At 62.9% G+C, this 26821-nt stretch carries 22 protein-coding genes and 1 pseudogene; 8 read left to right on the top strand and 15 right to left on the bottom strand.

The window, feature by feature from the left end; translation table 11 throughout:
* Positions 1-8 precede the first annotated feature (8 nt).
* From BSG19_RS15985 to BSG19_RS16015, 7 genes are all read left to right on the top strand, one after another.
* Positions 9-959, top strand: a complete 951-nt coding sequence (locus tag BSG19_RS15985) for an ABC transporter permease (protein WP_092988976.1) — start codon at positions 9-11, stop codon at positions 957-959.
* A gap of 42 nt (positions 960-1001) precedes the next feature.
* Positions 1002-1889: an ABC transporter permease gene (locus BSG19_RS15990; protein WP_092988977.1), complete on the top strand. Its 888-nt coding sequence runs from the start codon at positions 1002-1004 to the stop codon at positions 1887-1889.
* 12 nt (positions 1890-1901) lie between these two features.
* Positions 1902-3227: an NAD(P)/FAD-dependent oxidoreductase gene (locus BSG19_RS15995; protein WP_092988978.1), complete on the top strand. Its 1326-nt coding sequence runs from the start codon at positions 1902-1904 to the stop codon at positions 3225-3227.
* Positions 3228-3467: 240 nt separating this feature from the next.
* The gene (locus tag BSG19_RS16000; RefSeq protein WP_092988979.1) at positions 3468-3677 is read left to right on the top strand and encodes a DUF4287 domain-containing protein; all 210 of its coding nucleotides are present in this window, start codon (positions 3468-3470) and stop codon (positions 3675-3677) included.
* Between the two features lie 179 nt (positions 3678-3856).
* Positions 3857-4324, top strand: a complete 468-nt coding sequence (locus BSG19_RS16005) for a DUF2269 family protein (protein WP_092988980.1) — start codon at positions 3857-3859, stop codon at positions 4322-4324.
* Positions 4321-5688 carry an SDR family oxidoreductase gene (locus tag BSG19_RS16010; RefSeq protein ID WP_092988981.1) on the top strand — a complete coding sequence of 456 codons (1368 nt, stop codon included), beginning with the start codon at positions 4321-4323 and terminating at the stop codon, positions 5686-5688. Before BSG19_RS16005 ends, BSG19_RS16010 begins: the two co-directional genes overlap by 4 nt.
* 95 nt (positions 5689-5783) lie before the next feature.
* A complete protein-coding gene (locus tag BSG19_RS16015; protein ID WP_092988982.1) occupies positions 5784-6209 on the top strand; it encodes a thiol-disulfide oxidoreductase DCC family protein in 426 nt (141 codons plus the stop codon).
* 67 nt (positions 6210-6276) lie between these two features.
* Here BSG19_RS16015 and BSG19_RS16020 read toward each other — a convergent pair whose 3' ends face one another.
* Positions 6277-8127: an ABC transporter ATP-binding protein gene (locus BSG19_RS16020; RefSeq protein WP_092988983.1), complete on the bottom strand. Its 1851-nt coding sequence runs from the start codon at positions 8125-8127 to the stop codon at positions 6277-6279.
* Between the two features lie 375 nt (positions 8128-8502).
* Between BSG19_RS16020 and BSG19_RS16025 the strand changes: the two genes are divergently transcribed.
* Entirely contained in the window at positions 8503-10428 is a 1926-nt protein-coding gene (locus BSG19_RS16025; RefSeq protein WP_092988984.1) for a methyl-accepting chemotaxis protein, read from the top strand.
* Positions 10429-10713: 285 nt separating this feature from the next.
* On the opposite strand, the pseudogene BSG19_RS25755 reads toward BSG19_RS16025, so the two are convergent.
* The 14 genes and pseudogenes from BSG19_RS25755 to BSG19_RS16090 form a co-directional block, all read right to left on the bottom strand.
* A pseudogene (locus tag BSG19_RS25755) lies at positions 10714-10815 on the bottom strand (IS5/IS1182 family transposase); the annotation flags it as partial.
* A gap of 87 nt (positions 10816-10902) precedes the next feature.
* Positions 10903-12714: an ABC transporter ATP-binding protein gene (locus BSG19_RS16030; RefSeq protein ID WP_092988985.1), complete on the bottom strand. Its 1812-nt coding sequence runs from the start codon at positions 12712-12714 to the stop codon at positions 10903-10905.
* Positions 12715-12727: 13 nt separating this feature from the next.
* Complete coding sequence (locus tag BSG19_RS16035; protein WP_092988986.1) at positions 12728-14533, bottom strand: gamma-glutamyltransferase family protein; 1806 nt, start codon at positions 14531-14533, stop codon at positions 12728-12730.
* Between the two features lie 14 nt (positions 14534-14547).
* The gene (locus tag BSG19_RS16040; RefSeq protein WP_092989129.1) at positions 14548-15390 is read right to left on the bottom strand and encodes an ABC transporter permease; all 843 of its coding nucleotides are present in this window, start codon (positions 15388-15390) and stop codon (positions 14548-14550) included.
* A 38-nt stretch (positions 15391-15428) separates the two neighbouring features.
* Positions 15429-16376: an ABC transporter permease gene (locus BSG19_RS16045; protein WP_092988987.1), complete on the bottom strand. Its 948-nt coding sequence runs from the start codon at positions 16374-16376 to the stop codon at positions 15429-15431.
* Between the two features lie 63 nt (positions 16377-16439).
* Positions 16440-17948: an ABC transporter substrate-binding protein gene (locus BSG19_RS16050; protein ID WP_092988988.1), complete on the bottom strand. Its 1509-nt coding sequence runs from the start codon at positions 17946-17948 to the stop codon at positions 16440-16442.
* A 32-nt stretch (positions 17949-17980) separates the two neighbouring features.
* Entirely contained in the window at positions 17981-18763 is a 783-nt protein-coding gene (locus BSG19_RS16055) for a FadR/GntR family transcriptional regulator (protein ID WP_092988989.1), read from the bottom strand.
* Positions 18764-18918: 155 nt separating this feature from the next.
* Complete coding sequence (locus BSG19_RS16060; RefSeq protein WP_092988990.1) at positions 18919-20595, bottom strand: ABC transporter ATP-binding protein; 1677 nt, start codon at positions 20593-20595, stop codon at positions 18919-18921.
* Complete coding sequence (locus tag BSG19_RS16065; protein WP_092988991.1) at positions 20586-21530, bottom strand: acetamidase/formamidase family protein; 945 nt, start codon at positions 21528-21530, stop codon at positions 20586-20588. Before BSG19_RS16065 ends, BSG19_RS16060 begins: the two co-directional genes overlap by 10 nt.
* An 81-nt stretch (positions 21531-21611) precedes the next feature.
* Positions 21612-23231: an ABC transporter substrate-binding protein gene (locus BSG19_RS16070; RefSeq protein ID WP_092988992.1), complete on the bottom strand. Its 1620-nt coding sequence runs from the start codon at positions 23229-23231 to the stop codon at positions 21612-21614.
* A 37-nt stretch (positions 23232-23268) separates the two neighbouring features.
* Positions 23269-24189, bottom strand: a complete 921-nt coding sequence (locus BSG19_RS16075; protein WP_092988993.1) for an ABC transporter permease — start codon at positions 24187-24189, stop codon at positions 23269-23271.
* 1 nt (position 24190) lies between these two features.
* A complete protein-coding gene (locus tag BSG19_RS16080; RefSeq protein ID WP_092988994.1) occupies positions 24191-25039 on the bottom strand; it encodes an ABC transporter permease in 849 nt (282 codons plus the stop codon).
* Positions 25039-25620, bottom strand: coding sequence for an ANTAR domain-containing response regulator (locus tag BSG19_RS16085; RefSeq protein ID WP_092988995.1), 582 nt, complete (start codon positions 25618-25620; stop codon positions 25039-25041). Before BSG19_RS16085 ends, BSG19_RS16080 begins: the two co-directional genes overlap by 1 nt.
* A complete protein-coding gene (locus BSG19_RS16090; protein WP_092989130.1) occupies positions 25617-26753 on the bottom strand; it encodes a transporter substrate-binding protein in 1137 nt (378 codons plus the stop codon). Before BSG19_RS16090 ends, BSG19_RS16085 begins: the two co-directional genes overlap by 4 nt.
* Positions 26754-26821 lie beyond the last annotated feature (68 nt).

The raw sequence follows: 26821 nt of genomic DNA on the forward strand, positions 1-26821 counted from the left end.
GTCTGTCGATGCTGTATTATCTGCTTCATCGCGTGTGGCAGAGCCTCGTGCTGCTGCTGCTCGTCTCGATCATCGGATTCGCGATCCTCAACCTTGCGCCCGGCGGCCCCCTGTCGCAGTTCGCGCTGACGCCCGGCATGACCCGCGAGGCGCTCGACCGAATCGCGCACCAGATGGGTCTCGATCGTCCACTCCCGATCCAGTATCTCGAATGGGCATGGCGTCTTGTGCAAGGTGACTGGGGGAAATCCTACCGCGACCAGCGCCCGGTTCTCGACATCATATCGGGGCATTTGTTCGCGACGTTGCTTCTGATGGTTTCCTCGACCATCGTCTCGATCCTGATCGGAACGTGGATCGGCATCAAGGGCGCGACGAAGCGCTACTCGATCTTCGATTATTCAGCCACGATCGGCGCTATGGTGGCCCTGTCGATCCCCACCTTCTGGTTTGGTCTGGTCGCCATCTATGTCTTTGCCCTGAGGCTGAAATGGCTCCCCGCCGGCAACATGTACACGATCGGCGACCAGTCATTCTATGACTATGCCATCCATCTGGTGATGCCGAGCCTCGTGCTGGCCCTGGTCAACATCGCAGTGTGGAGCCGCTACATGCGGACCGCTACGCTTGACGTGATCAACCAGGACTTCGTGCGAACCGCGCGCGCCAAGGGGCTGACAGCGCGTCGGGTGTTGATGAAGCATGTGGTTGGCAATGCCCTGCTGCCGATGATTACCCTTGCCGGCCTGCAACTTCCGACCATTCTCGGCGGCGCACTGGTCACCGAGACGGTGTTCACCTGGCCGGGGATGGGCCGGTTGTTCCTCGATAGCCTCGGCTATCACGACTATCCGGTGGTGATGGGGCTGTTGATGTTCTCCGCCATTCTCGTGCTGCTCGGGAGCCTGCTCGCCGACCTGATGGTCGCCATCGTCGATCCCCGGATCCGACTGGGGTAGGGCGGCAACGCCCCGATGCTGCCACCCACGCAAGGAGAGATCATGTCCGCAACGCTTCGCCCCACCAACACCGCCGCCGGCTCCCGCTGGTGGGAAAACCGCACGCTTCGCCGCTTCGCACGCCACAGACTGGCGGTGCTGGGCCTTATCATGATCAGCATCATGATCTTCGCCTGCGTGGTGGGACCGCATCTGCTGCCCTATGACGAACTCTACATCGACCTGCGCGCCCGATTTGCGCCCCCGCTGACCGGCTACCACATCTTCGGCACGGACCCGCTCGGCCGCGACATCGCCGCCCGCCTCTTCAATGCCGGCCGGATCTCCTTGCTCGTCGGCTTTTTCGCCATGGTGCTGTCGACTGCAATCGGCACGGTCATCGGCGTTGTTGCCGGCTATTACGGAGGGCGCGTCGGCGCTGTGCTCATGCGGTTCGTCGACGCCTTCCTGTCCTTTCCCAGCATCTTTCTCCTTCTGGCGCTCGCCGCCTTCGTCAAGCCAAGCCCCTTTATGATCACGCTGATCATCGCCGTCACCAGCTGGATGGAGATCGCCCGTCTCGTGGAAGCCGAAGTCCGTTCGCTGCGCGAGCGTGACTTCGTGCTGGCCGCGCGCATGCTCGGCCTGCCGAACGGATGGATCATGTTCCGGGAATTGCTGCCGAACGCCATCGGTCCGATCATCGTCGCAGCCACCCTGACCGTCGCCCGCGCCATTCTGCTGGAGGCCTATATCAGCTTCCTCGGCTATGGCATTCAACCGCCGCTTCCCAGTTGGGGCAATATGCTGAACGGGGCTCAGCAATATCTCGACAAGGCGCCCTGGCTTGCCATCGTGCCCGGCGTCGCCATAACCCTTGCGGTGACCAGCTTCAACTTTCTCGGCGATGGCCTGCGCGATGCGCTGGACGCCCGCAGCGATCTGAACTGAGGGCATCGCGTCATGACAGCGTTCTCGCCGTTCGACACGACGCTATGGTATGCCACCGCGACATCTGCTCCCGGCACAGAACCCCTCGTCGGCCGGGTCAAGGCCGATGTCTGCATCGTCGGCGCCGGCTATTGCGGCCTGACGACCGCGCTGGAGTTGGCCAGATCCGGCGTGAAGGTTGTCGTTCTGGAACGCGAGGAAGCCGGCTTTGGCGGTTCCGGGCGCAATGCAGGCCACTGTACGCCGACTTTCACCCATTACAGCCTGCCTGAGCTGAGGCGGATGCTGGGTGAGCCGTGGGCCGAACGGCTGATTGCCCGGCAGACGCGCGCCAACGATCGCGTCTCTGCCATGATCCGCGATTACCAGATCGACTGCGAATGGGTACAGAACGGCTATGTGATGGGCGCGCCCTACAAAGGCGCGCTCGACGATATCAAGCGCAAGGTCGAAAGCTACAATGCGGTGGGTGCGAAAACCCGGCTGCTCGATCGCAATGACGTCGCGGCGATCACCGGTAGTCCGCGTTTCCACGGCGGCTGGCTGCACGAGGAGGCCGGGCATCTCAATCCACTGGGTTATGCGCGCGGTCTTGCCCGAGCGGTCATCCAGGAAGGTGGCGAGATTTTCACAAGGTCGGCTGCCATCGACTGCGCGCGGGAGGGGGCAGGCGGCTGGGTGGTCAAAACTGCGACTGGCGAGGTCATCGCCGACAAGGTCATCTTCACCACGGGCGCCTACACGGTCGGCGGTTGGCCGAAACTCGACAGGACCTTCAAGATCCAGCGCGTCTTCGTGGCCGCCACGCAGGTTCTATCGGACGAAACGCGCCGGACCGTCCTGCCGCACAACACCACCATTCATGACGGGCGCGGCGACATCTATGTCTATAAGTACAATGCCGAAGGACGGATCGTCGCATCCATGTTTCCGATGGGCCGTCGAGGCCGCGACATGGACTATACCCGTCGGGTCATGAGCGAGCGGCTGAAATGGCTGCATCCTCAATTGGAAGAGGACATCCGCTGGGATTATTTCTGGTTCGGCGAACTGGACATGCAGGTCCGAACGGTTCCTCGCTTTTATGATCTTGCTCCCGGCGTCGTCGCGCTGACCGGCCTGTCCGGCCGCGGGGTGCCGACCGGCTCCATGCTTGGGTCCATCCTGTCGGAATGGGCTCTGGGCAAGCCGGACAACGAACTGGCCTTGCGGCTCGAGCCGTTGAAGGCAGCACCCTTCTACATGGGCTTCGGGCCAGCACTGACGCTGCGTTATTACCGGCTGCGCGACAATCTCATCACCAGACTTTCGGGCGCAGCGCTGCCGCCGCACGCATGAACCCGTTTCACGAACGAAACACGACATCAGCCAAGCCTTCGGCGCATACGGGTCACCCCATCGCCGCCATTCCAAGGGGCGCGGATAAGATCCTGCGCCCGCGCGCGGGGTTAAGGACCACGGCGTCCGCTGTCCAACGGAGAGAAGCAGAGCCCTGGATGGCTCCTGTTCATCCATAGTGACAGTCCTTCAGGCCATGCTATCATTGTCGTCATCGGCAAATGCCGATCTGGAGGTGTGATGGCTATGAATTCCCTGAAAGGCCCTGCATCCTATTTTCCATCTATCGAGGCGAAATACGGTCGCCCGATCGAGGAGTGGAAAGACCTCATCCGCGGTCAAAACGGAATGAAGCATATGGAGCTGGTCAAATGGCTCAAGGAGGATCATGGAATGGGACATGGTCATGCCAACGCGCTTGTCGCCGATACGCTTCGCGACGGACGATAGGGGCGTAAGCCGGGACCTACAGGCTCACGGGCGTGCGGCTTGCATCGGAGGAACGTCCTCGGCGCACAATGCCCGGCCCCTTGTCCTGCCTTGGATTTACATTGCACAACCGGGCGGTTTAAGCAGGATAGTGCGGACCCGCGATAGCGCCGGGTCGGGCAGGATCCGGGCGGGCTGTATTGGACTATCTTCTCCTCAAATATCTGCATGTCCTCGGCGCGATCGTTCTTCTGGGGACGGGAACGGGCATCGCGTTCTTCATGCTGATGGCCCACCGCTCCGGAGATGCCGGATTTGTGGCGAAGACGGCGGGCGTGGTGGTCGTGGCGGATATGGTCTTTACCGCGAGCGCCGTGATCGTCCAGCCGATCACCGGTTATCTCCTGGCGGATCTGATGGACGTTCCCCTGTGGGAAGGCTGGCTCGGGGTGGCGCTCCTGCTCTACGGGGTAGCCGGCGCCTTCTGGTTGCCCGTTGTCTGGATACAGGCGCGCATGCGTGACCTCGCGCTGGAGTCCGCCCGTGCGGGAACAGCGCTTTCCCCGGGCTATCACCGTTTTTACCGGATCTGGTTTCTGTTCGGCTTTCCGGGCTTCGGCTCCGTGATGGCCATCCTCTGGCTCATGATTGCAAAGCCCGGACTATGACCCAGCTACCCCGTCCCCCTATTGTCGCCGTTCTCGGCGCCTCCGGTCTGATCGGTGAGGCGATCTGCGGATACCTTCTGGCGCAAGGCCATACGGTCGTGCCCGTCGCCCGCCGTTTCACGCCCGTGCAAAGTGCCGCCTGGGACGGTCTGGCCGTTCAGATGCCTCTCGTCGATGCGGAAAGACCGGCCTTGCAGGCGGCGATCTCAAAAATGCGGGCCGACGTCATCGTCAACTGTATCGGTGCGCTTCAGGATGCGCCGGGCTCGCCGGCCGCGCGGGCCAACCGGGATTTCGTTGCCACGCTCGTTGACATCCTGCGGGACGAGACCGGCGAAGACAACAGAGACGGGCAGCCGGGCCGCGATCCCCGGCTTCTCGTTCACGTCTCGATCCCCGGCGATGGACGGGACGATCTGACGGATTTCAGCCGGGAAAAGCGGGCGGCGGAAGCGACCATCGCGGGGTCCGGCCTGCCCTTTATCATCCTGCACCCGGGCTTTGTTCACGCAGAGGCAGCCTTCGGCGGTAGCGCCCTGATGCGCGCCCTGGCGGTTCTCCCGTTCGATCTGCCGGAGGCGGTGAGCCGCCGGCCCTTCGCCGTGACGGATGCTCGCGATATCGGCCGCACCGTGGAGGTCGTTCTTGGGGAGTGGACAACAGGCCGGCGCGCGTGGCAGGCACACTGGGACATCATGGAAGCGGAGGCTTCGACGGTCGGTAGCGTGCTCGCGGGGCTGGCGCGCCGCCTTGCCGGGCCGAAACGACGGATTCGGGTGCCGGGCTGGATGCTCACGACAGCAAGCCGGGCCGGCGACCTGGTCTCCCGGCTCGGGTGGCGTCCTCCCGTCCGCTCGACGGCGCTTGTGGAGATGGCGCGCGGCGTCACCGGCGATCCCGCACCGTGGCGCCATGAAACAGGCCTCGAGCCGCTCTCGGGGCCTCGCACGCTCGCGATGACGGCCGCGACCGTGCAGGAGCGCTGGTTTGCCCGCCTTTACCTGCTCAAGGCGATGATCATCGGCGTTCTCGTGGTATTCTGGGTCGTCTCCGGCGGCATCGCCCTGACGGTCGCTTTCGATGCGGCGACGCGTATCCTCACGGATCACGGCTTTGCCGAACCGTTGGCAAAGGCGATCACGATCGTCACCAGCCTGATGGACATCTCCATCGGTCTTGCGATCCTCCATCGCCGAACATGCCGCATCGGCCTCCTCGCAGGCATCGGGCTCTCCCTCTTTTACATGGTCTCCGCCGCCCTGATCACCCCCGATATGTGGATCGAACCCCTTGGCGCCCTCGTCAAGACAGGCCCGTCGATCATCCTGATGATGGTCGGGCTGGCTGTGCTCGAAGAGCGGTAGCACGTCTTGCGGCAGGCAAAGCGGTTCACAGGGTGGGCCGTTCATATGACGGCAGGCACTTCTCAGCGGCCGCCGACATCGGCTATACATGTGACATGATACCGACGCCTGATTTAGCGATACCTTCCACCGGTCCCATCATCCTGTTCGATGCGGAATGCGTCCTGTGTTCGGCGAATGCGCAGTTCGTTCTGGAACGAGACCGCAAGGCCGTGTTCCGGTTGGCTTCCATGCAGAGCGAGATCGGAAAATCCCTGTATCGCAGGCACGGAATGGATCCGGCGGATCCCGCAAGCCTGCTTGTCGTGGATGGAGACCGGATGCGGCGGGACAGCGACGCCGTCCTCAGCATTTACGAGACGCTCGGCTTTCCCTGGTCTGTCGTCCGGGCGTTCCGGATCGTCCCTGCCGCCTTGCGCGATCCCGTCTACCGCTTCGTCGCGCGTCATCGCTACCGCGTCTTCGGCCGGCGCGACACGTGCTGGGTAGCCCCGAAACACTACAGGGACCGGATTCTCTGAAGCCAGGCGGGATCGGGGCCACCCGGATACCGTGCGGGCGACGCGATCTTATCGCGGACCCTGCCTGCTATTCGTCCTCCGGTATGAAGCCGGCCGTCTGACGTTTCCAAAGACGGGCAAACAGGCCGTCCTGCCTTATCAATTCCTCGGGCCTGCCTTCCTCCACGATGCGGCCCTGATCGAGAACGACGATCCGGTCCATCATGGCGATGGTCGAGAGGCGATGTGCGATGGCGATGACCGTCTTTCCAGCCATGACCCGTTCAAGCTTTTCCTGGATCGCGGCCTCCGATTCACTGTCGAGGGCGGAGGTCGCCTCGTCGAGCACCAGGATCGGCGCGTCCTTCAGCAACACCCGGGCGATGGCGACACGTTGCCGTTGACCGCCCGAGAGCTTGATACCGCGGTCGCCGACGAAGGCCTCGTAACCTTTCCGGCCTTCACCGTCCGAAAGGTCGCCGATGAAGCCATCGGCGCGCGCTGTCCTGGCCGCTTCCTCGATCTCCTGCCGCGTCGCCTCTGGACGGCCATAGCGGATGTTATCGCCAACCGACCGGTGCAGCAGCGCTACATCCTGCGCGATCACGCCGATGTTGCGGCGAAGGCTGCCTTGTGTGATGTCGCGGATGTCTTGCCCGTCGATCAGGATCGCTCCTTTCTGGATGTCGTAAAAGCGCAGCAGAAGACTGACAAGCGTCGTCTTGCCCGCGCCCGAAAGCCCGACGAGGCCGACCTTTTCGCCGGGGCGGATGGTCAGGGAAAGATCGGTGAAAACAGGCTTGCCGGACTTGTAGGCGAAACCGACGTCCTGAAACCTTATCCCGCCATGATCGACGACGAGCGCGCCCGCGCCCGGCCGATCGAGGATGGTGGGCGGCGTGGTCATCACCGGCATCGCATCCTTGATCGTCCCGACGGCCTGAAAGATCTGCTGGCCCATTTGCAGGAAAACGAAGATCTGCGTGGACAGACGCTGCAGGATGTACACCGCGCCCACGAACTGGCCGATAGAGAGGAACCCCTTGATCAGGCCGGAAAATCCGATCGTCAGCATGCTCAGCCACAGCGCCGTGTTGAGGATCACCACGACCAGTTCGGAAGTGCGGTAGATGCGTTGTTCGCTCTGCTGCGTCTGCACGGACGTCTGGATGGTGCGGCGGATGGTGCCTGCCTCGCTGTCCTCGGCGGCAAACTGCTTGATCATCTGCATATTGGTGTAGAGATCGGTGATGGCACCGGCAACCAAGCTACGCTGCCTTGCCGTTCGGCGGGAACGCTCGGCAAAGGTGGGAACCGTTCTGACGGCGTATGCGACGTTGAGCGCAATCCAGATGACAACCGGCAGGGCGAGTTGCCAGGACAGAGCGCCGAGCAGGATCACCGAACCCACCATCTGCAACAGGAAGCGCGGGACGGTCTGGAAGGCGGCGATGATCTGTTGCTGGACGGCGGAGGATACCTGCTGGAGCCGCGAGGCGACCTGTCCGGCAAACAGCTCATGAAAGAAGGCGAGATCCTGCCGCTCCACGGCTTTATGGCCCTGCCACTGGATCGCCGCCGGCATGCCGATGCCAAGCGTATGGGACTGAAGAGTGTTGAGCAGGAATGAAGCGATCGGCATTGCGGGGAAGATCAGGAGACCGAGAACGGTCAGGAGTGGCCATTCATTCGCCAGAAAGGCGGACGCACCGTGTTGCGTCACACCATCCACGATGACCGACAACCCCCAGACGATCGACAAATTGATCCCTTCCATTGCCATCGCAGACAATGCCAGAAGAAGAAGGACACCGCGGAACATCGAGATGAAGTGAAGAAGGACCGCAAATGGTCCCGTGGAGGGCAGGGGGCGGTAGGGAATGTCCAGTGGGCGGATCAGCGTCTCGAACGGACGGTAGATCTTGTCTGCAATCGACATGGCTTGCTCCGCTTCGTTGAGAAAATCCGCGCTCGGCTTCCCGGCCTGTCTACCCTGAATTGCAATCGTTACCGGAACATGATGGGCCTTCAGGCGATGTGCAACGGCACGTCCGTCTTGCGCGATACCGGATGTTGCGAACTCGCCACCATCTTACCGCCGATGCTTGCAGCTTTCGGCGTGCAGCATCCGGCAATGATACATTAAGATTTAATTGTTAGACATATGCTGACGACGGATGGGGGCCGACCAGGCGAGCGGGCTGAAGGATCATTTCAGGTCGGAGCTCGACCGGACTCCGCCGAGGCTTCACACATTCTTTTTCCGGTGCCGCGTGTGGTCTCGCGGCGTGCAACTCCTCAGGTGAGATCCGACATGCCCCATCCAAACATCAAACTGGCGATGACCGCGATCTTCGGCGTCATCGGCCTCGTCATCGTGATGTTGTCCTGGCTGACGCTGGGCGGCCTTCAATCCTTGAATTCGCGCACGATCGACGTTGCCGACAACTGGCTGCCGAAGACTGCGGCCTCTGGACGGATCCAGACCGCGCTGAACGACCTGCGCGTCGCCTACGCGCAACATCTCGTCGAGGTCAACATTCATCGGATGAAGGACTCGCTTGCCCTTGCGCGCGAGAAGGAAGCCGCTCTACGGGCCTCGCTCTCGGCCTACGACGCGATGATCTCGACCGATCGCGAACGGCAGATCTTTGCCGCCATCCCGCCGGCCGTTGCAGACTACATCCAACACGGCAGCTACATGCTGGACATGTCCGGCGACGGCGCGAAGGATCTCGGCGGCTATCTCTTCGGACACGGCATGCGCGACACTGCGAGCATTGTCGAAACCGCGACGGCAGCTCTCGTCGCCTATGACTCCCAAGGCGCGGCCGACTCGAAGGCCGAAAGCGGCATGACCTACGACTCCGTCATGTCAAAGATTTTTGGCGCGGCGCTGTTCGTCGGCTTCGTCCTTGTCGCGGCGGCCTTCTACGTGCTGCGCGGCATTGCCCGGCCGGTCGAGGTCATCACCCAGTCCATGACCCATCTTGCGGGTGGTGACACGTCGGTGGCCATTCCTTACACGAGCCGCCCCGACGAAATCGGTCAGATGGCAGGCGCGGTCGAAATCTTCCGTCAGGCGGCGATCGCCAACAAGCGTCTGGAAGAGGAAGCGGATGCCGCTCGTGTTCAGGGCGAGGCAGATCGTATCCGTCTGACAGCAGAGGCGGAAGCTGCAGCCCAGCTTCGCCTCCAGGAAGCGACCGCAGGTCTTGCCGCAGGTCTGCGCCGTCTGGCATCCGGCGATCTCAGCTTCCAGCTCAACGATGCCTTTGCTCCCGATTTCGACGCTCTTCGTCACGATCTGAACGGTGCCGTCTCGCAGCTTGCGGAGACCCTGCGTTCGGTTGCAGAGGCAACCGCGCAGATTGACAACGGCTCCCGTGAGATCAGCCAGAGCAGCGACGATTTGTCCAAGCGGACGGAGCAGCAGGCGGCGTCGCTTGAGGAGACTGCAGCCGCCCTCGACCAGATCACGGCGAACGTCTCCAACTCCTCCAAGCGCGCCGACGAGGCCCGCTCGGTTGCCGTGCAGGCGAATGCCAGTGCCGTCCAGTCCGGCAAGGTCGTGGCGAACGCCGTCGATGCCATGCAGAAGATCGAGCAGTCTGCGAACCAGGTCTCCAACATTATCGGCGTCATCGACGAGATCGCCTTCCAGACCAACCTTCTCGCGCTGAACGCAGGCGTCGAGGCGGCACGCGCCGGAGATGCCGGCAAGGGTTTTGCCGTCGTCGCCCAGGAAGTGCGCGAACTGGCGCAGCGTTCCGCTAAAGCGGCCAAGGAAATCAAGGAGTTGATCCGCAACTCATCCGTCGAGGTGCAGAGTGGCGTGAAGCTGGTGAGCGAAACGGGTGACGCCCTTCGCACGATCGAAGGCTACGTCGTGACGATCAACCAGCACATGGATGCAATCGCCACATCGGCGCGCGAACAGTCCGTCGGTCTTGCCGAGGTCAACACGGCCGTCAACCAGATGGACCAGGTGACGCAGCAGAACGCGGCCATGGTGGAAGAAAGCAATGCCGCAAGCGCGGCACTGGTCTCGGAGGCCGAACGCCTTCGCGATCTGGTCGGGCAGTTCCAGGTGGGACATGCCTTGCGACAGACAGCAGCCGTCATGGCGGCAGGCTCCACGCATCGTCCTGTAGCGTCGCCTGCGCGCAAGATCGCTGGAAAAGTGGCAAGAGCTTTCTCCGGAAACGCTGCCGTCAAGGAAAGCTGGGAGGAGTTCTAAGGAGCTTGAATGCCGAGGTGAAGCGTCAGAGACAATCGCGTCTCGCCTGCACCCTCGGAAAATCTTCGCGCGCACCGCCCCATCCGTACATCAAGCGGATGGGGCGGCAACGCCGATCCCTACGCCCCTCAGGACGTTCCCGGCTTGATGACCTTCGCGTCATGGGGATCCCGATCATCGATCTGGCCAACACGCCCGGCATGCGCAGCACGGACCCGGCATGCGCAGCGCCATCGCGGTGGGTCTTCCGGCCGAGGGATGCCCGACATCCGCCACAGCGCATGGGACAATCCCGCTCAAGACCCGGCGGTCACCCACACGCGGCTTGCCTCGCACATCTGTCGGTAAAAGCGGCTGTATTCGCTCCCGCTGCGCATCGGAAACCAAAAGAAATCAGACATGCAACCGGCTCCTTGCTCAGGCGAGTGGATCACGTCGAAGTGCGCAAGGAAACCTCATTATTGGGTTCGGATCCTAGTCGCACTGAACCAGATGACCTGGGGAAACCTCGATGTAGTTGCGCTTGGGCGCTTGATAGCCGATAGGTCTGTAGGGGCTTTTCAGCTCGTCGGTGTTCGTCAACCGCTTCATCTGGCGGCGAGTCGGGTCGAGAATAGGGACTGCAGCCATCAATTTGCGGGTGTACGCGTGCTGCGGGTTCTCGAAGATCGCTTCGCGCGGCCCGATCTCGACGATTTCACCCAGATACATGACGGCGACGCGGTGGCTCATGCGCTCCACGACGGCCATGTCGTGGCTGATGAAGAGGTACGCGAGACCCATCTCCTCCTGAAGGTCGAGTAGGAGGTTGCAGACCTGAACCTTGATGGAGACATCGAGCGCCGAAACAGCCTCGTCGGCCACGATCACCTTCGGCTTCAAAGACAGAGCGCGGGCAATCGCGATGCGCTGGCGCTGGCCACCGGAGAATTCGTGCGGATACCGGTCCATCGCCTCCGCGCCAAGCCCGACGCGGGCGAGCAGGTCGGCTGTCATCGCTCGGGCCGCTGCCTTCGTACCAAGTTGGTGCGCAAGAAAGGGCTCGGCAACCGTCTCGCCGACGCTCATGCGCGGGTTGAGCGAGGCGTAAGGATCCTGGAAAATCATCTGCGCGCTCAGGCGCATGCGTCGCAGGTCTGCCGGGGGCAGAGCGCGCACGTCGTAGCCGTCAAGCTGGATCGTGCCGGCCGTCGGTTCGACGAGACGGATGACGGAACGGCCGGTGGTCGACTTGCCGCAGCCGGATTCACCGACGATCGCCAGGGTTTCGCCGGCGCGAAGATCGAAGGAAACGTTTTCCACCGCGTGAATTGCGCCCGTCTGCCGACTAAAAAAACCCGAGCGAATGGGAAAGCGCGTCGTCAGGTTCCTCACGCTGAGGATAGGGGAGCCGGCGGGGCCGATTGCGGAGGAAAGCGGCCTGCCTTCGGCCGCAATTCCGCTCGCGGCATCGACAACCGAAAAACGGCGCGGCGCAGCCTCTCCGTTCATCGAGCCGAGCCGCGGGACGCTCGCCAGAAGCGCCCTTGTGTATGGCTGCTTCCCGCTCTGGAAGATCGTGCCCGTCGGCCCTTCTTCCACCACCTCGCCACGGAACATCACCAGCGTCCGGTCGGCAATCTCGGCCACCACGCCCATGTCGTGCGTGATGAAGAGAACGGACATGCCTTCCTCGTCCTGAAGCGTCTTGATGAGATCGAGGATTTCACCCTGAATGGTCACGTCGAGCGCCGTTGTCGGCTCGTCGGCAATCAGCAGCTTTGGGCGCGAGGCCAGCGCCATGGCGATCATTACGCGCTGGCGCATGCCGCCGGAAAACTCGTGAGGATAGGCGTGAAACCGCGCAGCCGCGTTGGGGATCCGAACTTTCTCCAGCGTGCGAACAGTCTCGGCGCGGGCAGCGGCCTTGTCCATGCCGCGATGACGGATCAAGACCTCGGAGATCTGCCGGCCGATGGTGAAGACGGGGTTGAGCGATGTCATCGGCTCCTGGAAGATCATGGCGATCTCGTTGCCGCGAACGTCGCGCATCTCCCGTTCCGGGATCGTCAGCAGGTCGCGCCCGCCCATGATGGCCGTGCCTTCCGTGCGGCTTGCGCCCTCCTGCAGCAGCCGCATCAGCGCGAGCGATGTCACGCTCTTGCCGGAGCCGGATTCTCCGACGATGGCGACCGTTTCACAAGGCGCGATGTCGAAGGAGACATTGCGCACGACGGACTTCCAGCCACCGCGATCCGGAAAGGCGACACCGAGATCACGGACGGAAAGGATGGGCTCGCTGGTCACGGATGAGGCTCCTTTATCGACCAATGGCATAGGCCTGCATGAGCCGTGGCGTCGCCGCCGCGCGCAAGAGGCCGGAAGGATCGCGCTGGGCGGCCGTCAGCCGGCCGATGCTCCAGGGGTCGGACACCGTCAGGCGGTGTCCGCGCCGCTCCAGCTCTGCAAGCGTCGCATCGCCGAAGGACCGCTCGATCGTAAGGTTGCCCGGCTCCCGGGTGCGTGGATGGAACGACCCCGGAAAATGCGTCGTGTGGAAGAGTGGCTGATCAATCGTCGCCTGCAGGTCGCCGCCGTGATGAACATAGCGCAGGAAAAAGGAGAGCTGCCATTGATCCTGCTGGTCGCCGCCTGGGGTGCCGAACGCAATGCGACGACCATCCTCGTGAAGGGCGATCGATGGCGTCAGCGTCGTACGCGGGCGCTTGCCCGGCGCAAGCGAGGTCGGCAGGTCGGGCGTCATCCAGAACATCTGAGCACGGCTGTTCAGGCAGAAACCGAGCTTGGGAATGATCGGCGACGATTGCAGCCATCCGCCGGAGGGCGTGGCCGAAACCATGTTGCCCCAGCGGTCGATGACATCGATATGCACGGTGTCGCCGCGCTTTTCGGAGAGGTGCGACATGGTCGGCTCATAGACAGCACCCGCCGTCATGCCCTCGGCGTTCAGCATGGCCATCGTGCGGTCGTGCAGCGTCTCGAAACCGGGAAGACGCCCGGCATCGAGGTCGAGGGATGCCATGTCCATGCGGATCTTGCGCCGCCGCTCGTCGTTGTAGGCGTCAGACAGCAGTGTCTCGATCGGGATGTCGGAGTAAGCAGGGTCGCCATAATAGACGTCGCGGTCGGCAAAGGCGAGCTTCATGGCCTCGGTGACGACATGGACGAAATCCGGACCATTGGCATCCATGGCGGCGAGATCGAAACCCTTCAGCAGCGCCAGCGACTGGAGAAGCACCGGCCCTTGCCCCCACGGTCCCGTCTTTGCCACCTGCCAGCCGTGGTAGTCATAGGTCTGCGGGGCCTCGACATGGGCCGACCAGCCGGCAAGGTCTTCGCCGGAGAGAACGCCCCGGTGGCGCGCGCCGCTGCCGTCCATAACCTCGGCATCGCGCAGGTAATCCACGATGGCTTCGGCCACGAAGCCGCGATAGAAGGCGTTGCGCGCTGCCTCGATGCCTGGCTCCCGCCCGCCGGCAGCCTCCGCCTCGACGACGATCCGCCCCCAGGTTTCGGCCAGCACGGGATTGCGGAACAGGGACAGCGGCGCGGGCGCCGCCCCGCCCGGCATCCAGGTCTCGTAGGATGTCGGCCATTCCGTCTCGAAGAAGCCGGCCAGGCCTTCGATCGTCGCGGAAACGCGCGCAAGCGTCGGATGCCCCTCGGCGGCGTAGAAGATCGCGGGTTCCAGCACCTCGCGGACGGTCATCGTGCCGTAGTCCCGCAGCATCAGCATCCAGCCGTCGAAGGAGCCGGGAATGACGGTTGCCAGCAGGCCGTTGCCGGGGATGATCGAGAGCCCTTCGCCGCGATAATGCTCGAGCGTCGCACCGGCCGGCGCGGTGCCCTGCGCACAGATGACCTCCGTGCGGCCGGTCTTGGCCGAATAGAAAATTGCCGGCAGGTCTCCGCCGGGGCCGTTAAGGTGGGGCTCAACGATCTGGAGCACGAAGCCGGTGGCGACCGCGGCGTCGAAGGCGTTGCCGCCCTTTTCCAGAATGCTCATGCCCACGGCCGAGGCGATCCAGTGGGTTGATGCCACGGTGCCGAACGTGCCGAGGATCTCGGGACGGGTGGTGAACGGTGTCTTGACGGGAGGAAGCATGGTCAGCTTTCGGATCAGGTTTCACGCGGGTCGAGGGCGTCGGCAAGGCCGTCGCCCAGGAGATTGAAGGCGATGACGACGGTGAAGATCGCCGCCCCCGGCGACAGCGCCATCCAGGGCGCCTGACCGAGAAAGTTCTTTGCCGTATTCAGCATGGAGCCCCAGGAAGGCGATGGCGGCTGCTGGCCGAGACCGAGGAACGAGAGCGACGCTTCGGCGATGATCGCCGTCGCGATGGTCAGGGTTGCCTGAACGACGATAGGTGGCAACACGTTGGGGAAGATGTAGCGCCAGAGGATGCGGGGATGCCGAAGCCCGACGGAGCGTGCGCCCTCCACATAGTCTTCAGTCTTGACTGCCAGCACCTGCCCGCGCGTCAGTCGCACGAACACCGGCATGGCGGAAAGGCCGATGGCAATCATGGCGTTGCCGAGCGAGGGACCGAGGAAAGCAGCAAGGGCAATGGCCAGGATCAGAAACGGCATGGCAAGGAAGGCTTCGGTCATGCGTGACACGATCTGGTCGAGCCAGCCTCCGAAATAGCCGGACACGAGCCCGATCGGCACCCCGATCACGACCGCGATCAACACCGAGACGATACCGGCCGAAAGTGACGCCCGCGTGCCCCAGACAAGGCGCGAGAGAATATCGCGGCCGATCTCGTCCGTGCCCAGCCAATGCGCGGCAGATGGCGCCTTGCGGATCGCGCTCCAGCTCGTCGCCATGGGATCGGGCAGGGGGAGAATTGGTGCCAGCAACGCGACGAGCGCAAAGAAGGCGACGATAACGAGCCCGACGAGCGCGGCACGGTTTGCCGCGAGCTTGCGCCAGGAGCGGCGGAACGGGGTGTCGCGCAGGAGCGCGGCCGGTGGGACTTCGGTGGTTGCGGTGATCGTCACAATGCGGCCCTCATGCGGGGGTTGAGGAGAACGTAGAGGACATCGGCAAGAAGATTCATGAGAATGAAGCCGACGGCCGTGCACAGCACCACGCCCTGGACGACTGCGTAGTCGCGGTTGAACACGGCATCCACGATCAGCTTTCCAAAGCCCGGAATGGTGAAGATCTGCTCGGTGAGGACGGCGCCGGCGAGCAAATCGCCGAACAGCAACGCCGAGAGCGTGACGATAGGCAGGAGAGCGTTACGGAAACCGTGTTCGAGCACGACCACCCGCGGGGACAGGCCTTTCGCTCGCGCGGTGCGGACGTAGTCGGCCTTGAGCGCGCCCAGCATGGCCGAGCGCGTGTGGCGCATGAGTGTGGCTGCAAGGGGCGTGGAGAGCACGAAGGCGGGCATGATCATCGTCTCCAGCGCCCGCACCGGATCGGAAAAGAGAGGCGCGTAGCCGGACGCGGGTAGCCATCCGAGATTGACCGAGACGAGCAGGATCAACATGATCCCGAGCCAGAAATTGGGAACCGAGAGGCCCGACAAGGCGACGAGATTGGCCGCGACATCCAGCGCCGAATTCTTGCGCACCGCCGCCAGAATGCCTGCGGGGATCCCGATGCCCATGGCGATGATCATGGCGAGCACGGCGAGCTGGATGGTGACGGGCAGCTTCTCGGCGATCAGCTCGGTGACCGGCTGGTTGGTGCGCAGCGAGATACCGAGGTCGCCATGGAGCAGATCACGGAACCAGTAGATATACTGCCAGACGATGGGATCGTTGAGGTGGTATTTCGCACGCAGGAATTCGATGGTCGCGGGATCGCGCTCCTCGCCCGCCAGCGCCAGGATGGGATCTCCGGGCAGGAGCTTCTGGAGCAGGAAAACGAATACCGACACGATGAGAAGCGTCGGAATGGCGACGAGAAGGCGCTTGGCGATATAGCTTGTCATCGGCGGGCCTCACGGCGGGAAGGGTGTCGGCGGGACGCATGCCCCGCCGAAAGAGACGTATGATTACTCAGCCTTATCCATGCCCCGCAGGCGGATCAGGCCATCGGGATAGGGCTTGAAGCCGGTGACGTTCTTGTCGAAGGCGTAGATGTACGACTGGTTTCCCAGATAGATGATCGGCAGATCGTCCTGCATGATGGCATTGGCGGCATCGTACTTCGCCTTGCGGGCGACCGGATCGGTGACCGTGCGGGCTTCGTCGAGAAGCGCGTCGAGCTTCGGATTGCAGTATTTCACGTCGTTCTGCCCACCCTTGCAGGTGATGAACTGGTGAATATTGCCATCGGGATCCAGCCGCCCGGACCAGTCGGAACGGGATATCTGGAAGTCGCCCGAGCTTTGCGCAGCAAGAAGTGTGGTGAACTCGGTCGCCTGAAGCGAGACGTTGAAGCCGGCTTCGGCCACCATGGATTGGACGACCTGCATGGCCTGCAGTGTTACCGGCACGTTGGCCGCCTGAAGCTGGATATCGACGGAGGTGACGCCTGCCTCCGCCATCAGCGCCTTGGCCTTCTCGATGTCGCGGGCGGGAACAGGGAAGGTCTTGTCGAACCAGGGACTTTCCGGAGGAAACGGCTGGTTTCCCGCCGCCTGCGTGCCCTCGTAGACGACCTGATTGATAGCATCGCGGTCGATCGCCAGCGAGAAGGCCTGACGGACGCGCTTGTCCTTGCCGAGCGGGTTGTCGGCGCGGGCGCCGTTTGCAACGTTCACATAGAGGGCCTGATAGCCAAGGCCGATGACGGTCTCGCTCTTCAGGCTGGCGTCAGCGGCTACCGAAGCCGCGTCCGTCGCCGAAACCCGCTCCACCATGTCGAGGTCGCCCGAGCGCAGATTGGCGAGACGCACTGTCGAATCGGGAATGGGCAGGTAGGTGACGCGATCGAGCGGATAGGCCGCGGCATCCCAGTGCCCGGCGAATTTCTCCAGCACGATGCGGTCCTGCTGGATACGCTCGACGAAGCGATACGGCCCGGAGCAGACGGGTTTCGCGCCGAAATTCGCGCCGCTCGCTGCGGCCGCCTTCGGCGAGACCATCATGCCGGCCCGGTCGGACAGCTGTGCCAGAAGCGACACATCCGGCTTTCCGAGCTTGAAGGTCACCTGATAGGGACCGGTCGCAGCGACACTCTCGACGGAGGCGAGCTCGCTCTTGCGGCGGGACTCGGGAAGGGTCTTCATGCGCTCGATATTGTAAACGACGGCTTCGGCGTTGAAGGGCTCACCGTCATGGAAGCGTGCGTCCTGGCGCAGGTTCATGACAAGGCTGCGCGCGTCGTCCGACCATGTCCAGTCGGTTGCGAGCTGTGGCACGATCTGCAGATCGGTGGAGATATCCACCAGCTTGTCGCAGAGCGCGGCGTAGACGATACGGCCGACATAAGTGCGCGACTGGGCCGGGTCGAGAACGTCGGCATCGTCGAGAAGGCCGATGCGAAGGTCGGCCGAAAGGGCGGGACCGGCAAGCGCGGTCGACAGGAGGAGGCAGGTGGCGAGGCGGCGAAAGGTCATCGGCAGGCATCCTTCGGAGAGGGGAGGAGGGATCAGGTGAGTTCGATCAAAGACTCTATGCCCGCGTCGGTGCTGGTGTCGGAGGAGGACGACGGCTCCGCTGGAACCCCCGCTGGCACGGGTTCCAGAGACGTTTGACGGATCAGAATTTCCTGGATCAGCAGGAGATGGTCGCGCATCGCTTCGCCGGCCCCCACGGGATCGCGCGCCTCGATGGCATCGATGATGGCGGAATGCTGACCCTTGGTGGTCTCGCGGGAATTGGCAAGCGTTCGAGCGCGCTCGCGAATGACCCGCCAAGTCTCGTCCTGACGGATTTTGTTCACCGTGTCGAACAGAGCAAGGAAAAGGCCGTTGCGGGCGCTGGCGGCGATTTGCCGATGCAGCGCGCCGTCCCAGAGTTCACGCGCATCCGCATCTTCCGTCTGGCCGATGCGGACGGTGAGCTCGCGCATGCGGGCAATCTCGTCCGCCGTGGCGCGGACAGCGGCAAGCTGCGCCAGCGGCGGCTCGATCCGTAGCCGGACTTCCATGATCTCAGTGAAATTGGTTGCGAGAGGCGGCCGGCCGCCGTCCGTCCGGATCTCCTGTGGGCGGCGTCCGGCGTAGGTGCCCGAGCCTTGGAGACGCCAGACCAAACCATCCGCTTCGAGAACTTCCAGCGCTCGCCGTATGGCACCCCGGCTGACGCCGAAGGTTTCCGACAAGGCCCGCTCGGTTGGAAGCTTCGTTTCCTCGCGTCCGGCCAGGGTTGCGAGAAGCGTGCGAAGCTTTTCGAGAGCGATAGCGGAGTTATCGAGGACCGATGCAATCATAATGGTTCGAACCAATTTGAATTGGTTGTTATGCAATCAGCAGCGCACTGTGGAGTCAAGCCATTTTCTTAGGCAGTGATAGATTTTGCCTATTTATTGGAACATTCAGTCGCGGAGCCTGGGGCAGTATACGGACGCGTTACCGCAGCGCTGCTTCATACGAGATGGCGGCGTCTCGGATCGGGCACGGGGACCGCTTCGATGAGGGCCTGCGTATAGGCATTGCGGGGAGTCTCGAATACGGACCGGCGCGAGCCCATCTCGACGATACGGCCCGACCGCATCACCGCGACGTTATGGGACATCTGCTCGATCACCGCCATGTCATGCGAGATCAGCAGATAGGCGAGCCCCATCGTTTCCTGGAGTTCCAGCATCAGATCGAGCACGTGGGCTCTGACGGAAACGTCGAGGGCTGCCACGCTTTCGTCCGCGACAATCAGCTTCGGGCCGAGCGCCAGAGCGCGCGCAATACAGATCCTTTGGCGCTGGCCGCCTGAAAATTCGTGCGGATAGCGGCTTGCGGAATCCGGCGCGAGACCGACCCGGCGGAGAAGGTCGGCCACCCGATCCTCGCGTTCACCTTTGTTTGCCAGTCCATGAATGACGAGGGGTTCGGCAATCGCTGCGCCGACCGCCATGCGGGGATCAAGAGAGGCATAGGGGTCCTGGAAGATCATCTGTGCGCAGCGGCGCACGGGGCGCATCTGGCGCTGGCTCAATCCGGCGATATTCCTGTTGTCGATGACGACATTGCCCTTGAATGGCAGGAGGCCGAGAACGGCTTTCCCAGTTGTGGACTTACCCGAACCGCTTTCGCCCACGAGACCCAGCGTCTGGCCGGGCAGAATCTCGAAGGACACATCGCTGACGACCGGCAATGGCGGGGTCTTGCCGAACAGCCAGCCTGTCGCCTTGCCGTAGGTGACGTCCAGCTTCTGAACGGTGAGAACCGGCTGACGATCCGCTGCTGGTGGTTGGGCCGGCTGCGCCCCCTTTCGCGGCGGCCCTTCAGTGCCGGAGCAGGAGCCCAGCCGCGGCACGGCCGCCAGAAGTTCGCGTGTGTATCTCTCCCTCGGAGCACCGAAGAGCGGCACGGCTTCGCCCTGCTCGATGATGCGGCCGGACTGCATGATGATGACGCGGTCGGCCATCTGGGCGACGACGCCCATGTCGTGGGTGATGAGAACGACGGAGGCGCCGAACTCGCGCTTCAATTCGTTGATAAGCCTGAGGATCTGCGCCTGAACCGTGACGTCGAGCGCCGTCGTCGGCTCGTCGGCGATCAACACCTTCGGCCGGCATGACAGCGCCATCGCGATCATCACCCGCTGGCGCATGCCGCCGGACAGTTCGTGCGGATACTGCTTCAGCCGCTTGGCGGGCTCGGACATGTGGACGGCATCGAGCATGCGCAACGCCGTGGCATCGGCGCTTTTCCCTTCCGACCCCTGATGTTCGCGGATCGCCTCGGTCAGTTGCGCGCCGATGGACATGACCGGATTGAGGGATGTCATCGGCTCCTGGAACACCATGGCGATATCGCCACCGCGCACGCTGCGCATGGCCCGGTTCGGCAGCCGTGAAAGTTCGCGACCCTCCAAGGCGATGCTGCCGGATGCGATCTGCAGCGACGTCTTCGGGAGAAGCCCCATGATGGCGAGCGACGTCACGGACTTGCCCGAGCCGCTTTCTCCGGCGATGCAGAGTGTCTCACCGGCAGTCAACGAAAAGCTGACGTCGTCGATGACGCGCCGCAGGCCCTCTGGCGTGCGCGCGTCCACGCAGAGCTTGTCAACTGCAAGAACCGAAGCGGGGATCATCACGAAAATACGATTCTTGGGAAATAGAAGGATACGACCCAGTTGGGCATATCGACGATCTCGCTGATCCGGAGATCACCGCAGACGGAGCAGAGCATGTAGGCATCGACAGGGCTCATGCCATGTTCGGCGACCAGCAGATCGATCATCCGCATGACGCTTTCGCGGGCGCCCGTCATCAGGTCGGGCCCGATCCCCGTGGTGACCTCATAGCCCATGCCGTCTAGATGGCGTGTCACCGGCTCCGTCGTGGTGAAGCGCGGGCTTTGAAGCCGCGCGTCCTTGACGAGTTCGATGGTCGCTTCGACTTCCATTTGGCTCTCGATGGCGGTGCCGCAAACTTCGCCGTCCCCCTGGGCCGCATGCGTGTCGCCAATCGAGAAGAGCGCGCCCTCGACTTCGACCGGCAGGTAGAGCGTGACGCCCGACGTCAGGTCGCGAATATCGAGATTGCCGCCCACACGGCGGGGTGGCACGACGGAATGAAGACCCGGTTCGGCCGGTGCGACCCCGATCGTGCCGGCGAAAGGCTTCAGCGGCACCTTGCCGCCGGGTCCGAAGAGCGATGGCGCCATGGTGTTGGCATCATAGGTCCAGACATGCAGGGCAGGGTCCTTGAATTGATCCGCAAGCAGCCCGAAACCGGGAATATTGGCCGTCCAGCCAACGCCGGAGGGAATAAACCGGCGGATCGTGACCTTGAGCGCATCGCCTGGGGTCGCACCCTCGACATATACAGGGCCGGTGACCGGGTTGATCTTTCCGAAATCGAGCGCTGCAAGGCTCTCAAGTGTCGAACCGGCCCCGAGCTGCCCGCCGGACGAGTCCAGGCATTCGAAGTGAATGGTCTCGCCCGGTTTGGCGACGACGGCCGGTTCGAAGTCCTTGTTCCAGCCGAAATTATGCTGGGCGCGGTGAATGGTGTAGGTGCAAGCGACGCACATGGTGTTCCCCTCGATAAGCTTGCCTATATTTTTTGACGCACCCTCTGCCAAGATCCGGGAAGAGGGTGCATCCTGGGATGTCTACGGTTTCACGAAAATCGCGTCGTAGTTGATCACTCGCGTCGGGTCGATATAGATATTGTCCTCGCCACCCATGCGCGGCGACTTGGCAACCACGCGGCGCTCGTTCGTCACCGGGATCCAGGGTGCATCGGCCATGATGTCGGTGAAGATCTTCTCCCACGCCGCGGTACGCTCGGACGCCTTGGCGGGATCGGACATCGAGTCCGCCGCGATCGCGCGCTTGTCGAGATCAGGATTGCAATACCACGACCAGTTCCACCCGCCCGGTACCGCGCCCGCGCAACCAAGAATCGGTCCGTAGAAGTTCGACGGATCCGGGAAGTCGGCGATCCAGGCCATGCCGCCGGACCAGATCATCGGCGCTTCGCCTTCGGTGCCGCCCGCGGCAATCACGTTCGACTGCGCCAGTGCCCGCACCTCGGCCTTGACGCCGATGGCGGCGAGATCCTGCTGGATCGCCTGAGCGATGCGAGGCTGCGGATCGGTGTTGGTCGAATAGAGGATCGTCTCGAAGCCATCGGCAAGCCCCGCTTCCGCCAGCAAGGCTTTGGCCTTGGCGACGTCGTAGCCGTAACCGGTGTAGCTCTTGTCGTATCCGGGCATCAATGGCGGCAGCACCTGATTGGCGGGCGTCGCACGACCGTTGAGGATGCGGGTGATGCGCTCCTTGTTGATCGCCATGTTGACGGCTTGGCGAACCTTCAGATCGTCGAACGGCTTTACCTTGGTGTTCAGTGTCACATAACCCGTATGCAGCTGCTCGCCGTCCACGATCATGTCGGCACCGTCCGGGGCGTTTCGGATCTCGAGGAACTTCGCCGGAGGGATGCCATCGCCGGCAATATCGACCTCGCCCTTCTGGAGACGCAGCAGCGCCACCAGCGGTTCCTGGCCCACCTCGACGGTAAATCGGTCGATATGAGGCATGTCCTTGACGAAGTAAGCGGGGTTGCGTTCGAAGACGAGACGCTGCCCGATGACCCATTCCTTCAGGACGAACGTGCCGGAGCCAACGGGACTCTTGCCGAAATCGCCGGCGGCAGCTTTGACGGCCTCCTTCGGAACCACGGATGCGAAGTTGATGGCGAGAACATGCAGGAAGGTCGCATCGGGTCGCGACAGATGGAAGACCACAGTCGCATCGTCAGGCACTTCGATGCCTTCCAGCGTCTCGGACGTGCCGCCCGAGAGGGCATCGAACCCCTTGATGGCGCCGAAGAAGCCCGCGCCCGGCCCTTGCGTCTTCGGGTTCACGGCACGCTCGATCGAATATTTCACGTCCGATGCGACGACGTCGCGACCGTTTGAGAATTTCACGCCTTTGCGAAGCTTGAAGGTGTAGGTCAGGCCGTCCGGCGAAACCTCGAAGGTCTCGGCTAGCGACGGAACGAGCTCCGGCGTTCCCGGCTTATAGTCCATCAGGCGGGAGTAGAGGCTCTTGATCATCGACCAGTTGACCCAGTCATAGCCGATTGCGGGATCGAGTGTGGCGATATCGTCCTTGTAGGTGATGACGATGTCGCCGCCCTGTGCGGGGGCATCCTGAGCGAAGGCGCACACCGGCGTGACGGCAAGCGTCACGGCGATGGTTGTCTGTCGAAGCCAGCGTTTGAGCATTTTGAGTTCCCCTTTTAGTTTTGGCTGCGGTTTGCAATCAGCGCGCCCGAATGCGCGGATCAATCAGTGGCGTGACGATGTCGGCAAGGAGATTGCCGAGAACGATGGCAAGTGCCGACACCAGCGTGACGCCCATGATGATGGGAATATCGACTTGCTGGATGGCCTGCCAGGCAAGCTGCCCGATGCCCGGCCATCCGTAGACGGCTTCAACCACGACCACGCCGCCCATGAATTGGCCGATGTCGATGCCGATCATCGCGATGATCGGCAGAAGTGCGTTCGGCAACGCATGGCGAAGGACGATACGGGCGGAAGACAGGCCTTTGGCCCGTGCTGTCCGGACATAGTCCTGGTTCAGCACTTCGATCATCGCCGAGCGCACCATGCGCGCATACCAGCCGGCACCGAGAATGCCGAGCGTTGTCGCGGGTAGAACAACATGCGCGAAGGTGCCGAAACCGCTCATCGGGAACCATCCAAGCGTGACGGCGAAGAGATAAAGCAGCAGCAGGGCAGCCACGAATTGCGGTGCGGAGACCCCAACGAAAGACGCCATCATCACGATCCGGTCGACCGCGCCGCCGCGACGTATGGCCGCGACGATGCCGAAGGTGATGCCCAGCAGGACCTCGATGAAGATACCGGCTGCCATGAGCACGAGCGTGGCGGGAAGCCGGGCGGCAATGAGCGTGCCGACATCCGTCTTCTGCGCATAGGACCGGCCGAGGTCTCCCGTGACGATGCCCTGGAGATAGGCCCAGAACTGGGCCGCCAGCGGCTTGTCGAGTCCGAGTTCATGCCGGATGTTGGCGACGGTCTGCGCCGTGGCGCTGCGGCCGGCGATCATGCGCGCAGGATCGGCAGGCAGCGCGTAGAGCAAAAGGAACGTGATCGCAGCGACGCCGAGCAGGATCAAAACCGTCTGAATGACGCGGCGGGCAAGCAGCAGGACCATCTCAACCTCTCCCGCGCTGGGTCGGATCGAGGATGTCGCGCAGCGCGTCGCCGACGAGATTGAAGGACAGCGCCGTCAGCAGGATCACGGCGCCGGGAATGAAGACCAGCCAGGGCGCGGCCTGAAAATAACTCTGGCTCTCGAAAATGATGTTGCCCCATGACGGTTGCGGCGGCTGTACGCCGATGCCGAGAAACGACAGGGTCGCCTCCAGAAGCACTGTCGTCGCGATGCCGAGCGTGCCCCAGACAATGGCCGTCGGCATCAGATGCGGCAGGATGTGATGAAAGAGAATTCTGAGATGGCCCGCCCCCAGCGCGCGCTCCGCCAGAATGAAGTCCCGCTCCACGAGGCCGCGCGTTTCCGTGTAGACGATCCGCGCGACCTGAACCCAGTTCACCAAGGCAATGACCATCGCGACGATCCAGAGGCTGGGTCGCAGAAGCGCCGCCAGCACGATTGCAAGCAGCAATGCGGGAAACGCCATCATCAGATCCGTGAACCGCATCAACAGATTGCCGAAGAGGCCGCGCACGTAACCCGCCAGGATGCCGATGAGAAGGCCGATGGACACAGCGATCCCGTTGGCCACGAGACCGATCACGAGAGACGTTCGGGCGCCGTAGAGAAGCCGGGAAAGGAGATCGCGGCCCAGCGTATCGGTCCCGAGTAGAAACTGCGCGCCCGGCGGCATCGGCGCGCCTTCGAGCGTCAGGCCGTCGAACATCTGTTCATTCGGGCTGTAGGGCGCGATCAGGGGTGCGGCGATAGCAAGCCCCATGACGAGCACGACAATGAACAGACCGAAAAGCGCCGACGGCTGGCGGATCATCGTTTTCAGGACGCGCATCAGACGGCCTCCGGCATCGGCTCTGCGCCACCGACGATGGAGGCTGCCATCTGCTCCATGGCCATCCGCCGTTTCATGGCGCAGCTGCGCAGGGTGTTGTAGGCATGGTGCTCATCGACCTTGCGTGCGGCCATAATCTGCTGGACGGCGGCATGCACGAGCGGTCTCAGCCGGACCCTCTCTTCGAGATGCTGGATCTTCTCCGCGACCGCGAGGCGCTCCCGGTGGATGTCGAGTGCCATGACGAGCGCCGGATAGACGGCGGAAACCGAGAGCGGTTTCGCGATGATCGCCCCGGCTCCCTGCTGGATCGCCCAGGCGATCCGCCCGGGGGCTTCAGAACCGAGGAGCGCTACCATAGGGCGGGGTGCGGTTCCGCGCGGCCAGGGCAGAAGGCCATCCCAGCCCTGATCCGCATCCACCAGCACGATGTCGGGCAACGCGTCCTCGGCGAGCGGCTGCCATTGCTGCGTCACGGAGCAGCCCAACAGCTTGAGCTGCCGCACGAGGCGGTCGGTCATGCTGTCTTCCCGGTGCAGGAGCGCTGCGTGCCAGCCTGTGAAGTTCGGTGTTTCCTTCATGAAACGACCCGCAATTGCGGCACCGGTCGACGGTTGCGCCCGGTCAGATAGGGGTCGGCGGCAATCGCCGCTTGCGAGGTCACGATCTCGAATCCGTTTTCATCTGTAATGCGGCCGAGATGAAACGGCAAAGCCGCGTGATGGGTTTCCGGGTCGATCAGGATTGGCCCGAGAACGGACCGCGCGGGTGAGGCCGACAGGCGCTGACGCACAGCGACCGGGTCGTCCGTGCCGGCAGCGATGATCGCCTCGGCACATAACTTCAAGGACGTGTAGGCGCAGGCGAACACGCTCGATATGCGCCGGCTGGCGCCGAAACGTGCCGCCACCTTTTGCTTGAAGTCCACGTTTTCCGGCGTGGCGAGGCTGTCGAAGTAGGCTGCGGCACTGAGTTGCCCCGTGGCGACGCCGACACCGATGTCGGACAGCTCACATTCGGTCAGATCGCAGCTGACGACCGGGCAGTTTTCAGGCCTGAAGGCCGGGTCGCGCGCGCCGAGCGCCTTGATCGCAGCCAGAAAGGCGTAGCTCGATGGGCCGATCAGGTTGTTGAGAATGAAGCTGGGCCGCCTTTGTTCGATGTCGGAGACGATCCGCTCGACCGCGGTTTCCTCGAACGGCAGATAGCGTTCTCCCAGAACCTCGCCGCCTGCAGCGCCAATCAGTTCCCGCGCCAGCCGGTTCATTTCCCAGCCCCAGACATAATTTGCGCCGACGAGATAAGGCCGGTTGCCATATCGTGGCAGGAGATAATCGAAAACAGGCAGGAGATGCTGGTTGGGGCAGCCGCCGATGTAGACGACGTTTTCATTGGCCTCGAAGCCTTCGTAAGGGCACATGTACCACAAGAGGCCGTCGTGCTTCTCGACGAGGGGAAGAACTTCCTTTCTTGCCAGCGACGTAATGGTGCCCACGATATGCCGGCAACCCCGGTCCCGTAACATGGTGCGCGCACCATCCAGATAGTTGGGAATATGCGCCTTCGGATCGACGAATTCCGGCTTGATGCGATCACCATACGTCTTCATCAGCTCGTCGATCGCGAGTTTCGCACCATCCCGGGCGTCCCGCCCCATCGATCCGTACGGACCGATGGTGGAGTACAGGATGCCGATCTTTACCGCGTCGTGCATGACAAACCCAAAACGAAAAAGCCTCATGACGCGTTTCCCGCGGAATGCGGGACGTCATGAGGCCAAAC

Origin of the sequence: Rhizobium sp. NFR03 (assembly GCF_900111275.1) — a bacterium.
Classification (GTDB): domain Bacteria; phylum Pseudomonadota; class Alphaproteobacteria; order Rhizobiales; family Rhizobiaceae; genus Ferranicluibacter.

Excerpts from the sequence above, each read along its gene's own strand:
- BSG19_RS16010 (WP_092988981.1), top strand. The coding sequence starts at position 4,321 with ATGACCCAGCTACCCCGTCCCCCTATTGTCGCCGTTCTCGGCGCCTCC.
- BSG19_RS16055 (WP_092988989.1), bottom strand. The coding sequence starts at position 18,763 with ATGATTGCATCGGTCCTCGATAACTCCGCTATCGCTCTCGAAAAGCTT.
- BSG19_RS16050 (WP_092988988.1), bottom strand. The coding sequence starts at position 17,948 with ATGACCTTTCGCCGCCTCGCCACCTGCCTCCTCCTGTCGACCGCGCTT.
- BSG19_RS16075 (WP_092988993.1), bottom strand. The coding sequence starts at position 24,189 with ATGGTCCTGCTGCTTGCCCGCCGCGTCATTCAGACGGTTTTGATCCTG.
- BSG19_RS15990 (WP_092988977.1), top strand. The coding sequence starts at position 1,002 with ATGTCCGCAACGCTTCGCCCCACCAACACCGCCGCCGGCTCCCGCTGG.
- BSG19_RS15985 (WP_092988976.1), top strand. The coding sequence starts at position 9 with ATGCTGTATTATCTGCTTCATCGCGTGTGGCAGAGCCTCGTGCTGCTG.
- BSG19_RS16085 (WP_092988995.1), bottom strand. The coding sequence starts at position 25,620 with ATGAAGGAAACACCGAACTTCACAGGCTGGCACGCAGCGCTCCTGCAC.
- BSG19_RS16020 (WP_092988983.1), bottom strand. The coding sequence starts at position 8,127 with ATGTCGATTGCAGACAAGATCTACCGTCCGTTCGAGACGCTGATCCGC.
- BSG19_RS16070 (WP_092988992.1), bottom strand. The coding sequence starts at position 23,231 with ATGCTCAAACGCTGGCTTCGACAGACAACCATCGCCGTGACGCTTGCC.
- BSG19_RS16025 (WP_092988984.1), top strand. The coding sequence starts at position 8,503 with ATGCCCCATCCAAACATCAAACTGGCGATGACCGCGATCTTCGGCGTC.
- BSG19_RS16090 (WP_092989130.1), bottom strand. The coding sequence starts at position 26,753 with ATGCACGACGCGGTAAAGATCGGCATCCTGTACTCCACCATCGGTCCG.
- BSG19_RS15995 (WP_092988978.1), top strand. The coding sequence starts at position 1,902 with ATGACAGCGTTCTCGCCGTTCGACACGACGCTATGGTATGCCACCGCG.
- BSG19_RS16065 (WP_092988991.1), bottom strand. The coding sequence starts at position 21,530 with ATGTGCGTCGCTTGCACCTACACCATTCACCGCGCCCAGCATAATTTC.
- BSG19_RS16000 (WP_092988979.1), top strand. The coding sequence starts at position 3,468 with ATGGCTATGAATTCCCTGAAAGGCCCTGCATCCTATTTTCCATCTATC.
- BSG19_RS16035 (WP_092988986.1), bottom strand. The coding sequence starts at position 14,533 with ATGCTTCCTCCCGTCAAGACACCGTTCACCACCCGTCCCGAGATCCTC.
- BSG19_RS16045 (WP_092988987.1), bottom strand. The coding sequence starts at position 16,376 with ATGACAAGCTATATCGCCAAGCGCCTTCTCGTCGCCATTCCGACGCTT.
- BSG19_RS16015 (WP_092988982.1), top strand. The coding sequence starts at position 5,784 with ATGATACCGACGCCTGATTTAGCGATACCTTCCACCGGTCCCATCATC.
- BSG19_RS16080 (WP_092988994.1), bottom strand. The coding sequence starts at position 25,039 with ATGCGCGTCCTGAAAACGATGATCCGCCAGCCGTCGGCGCTTTTCGGT.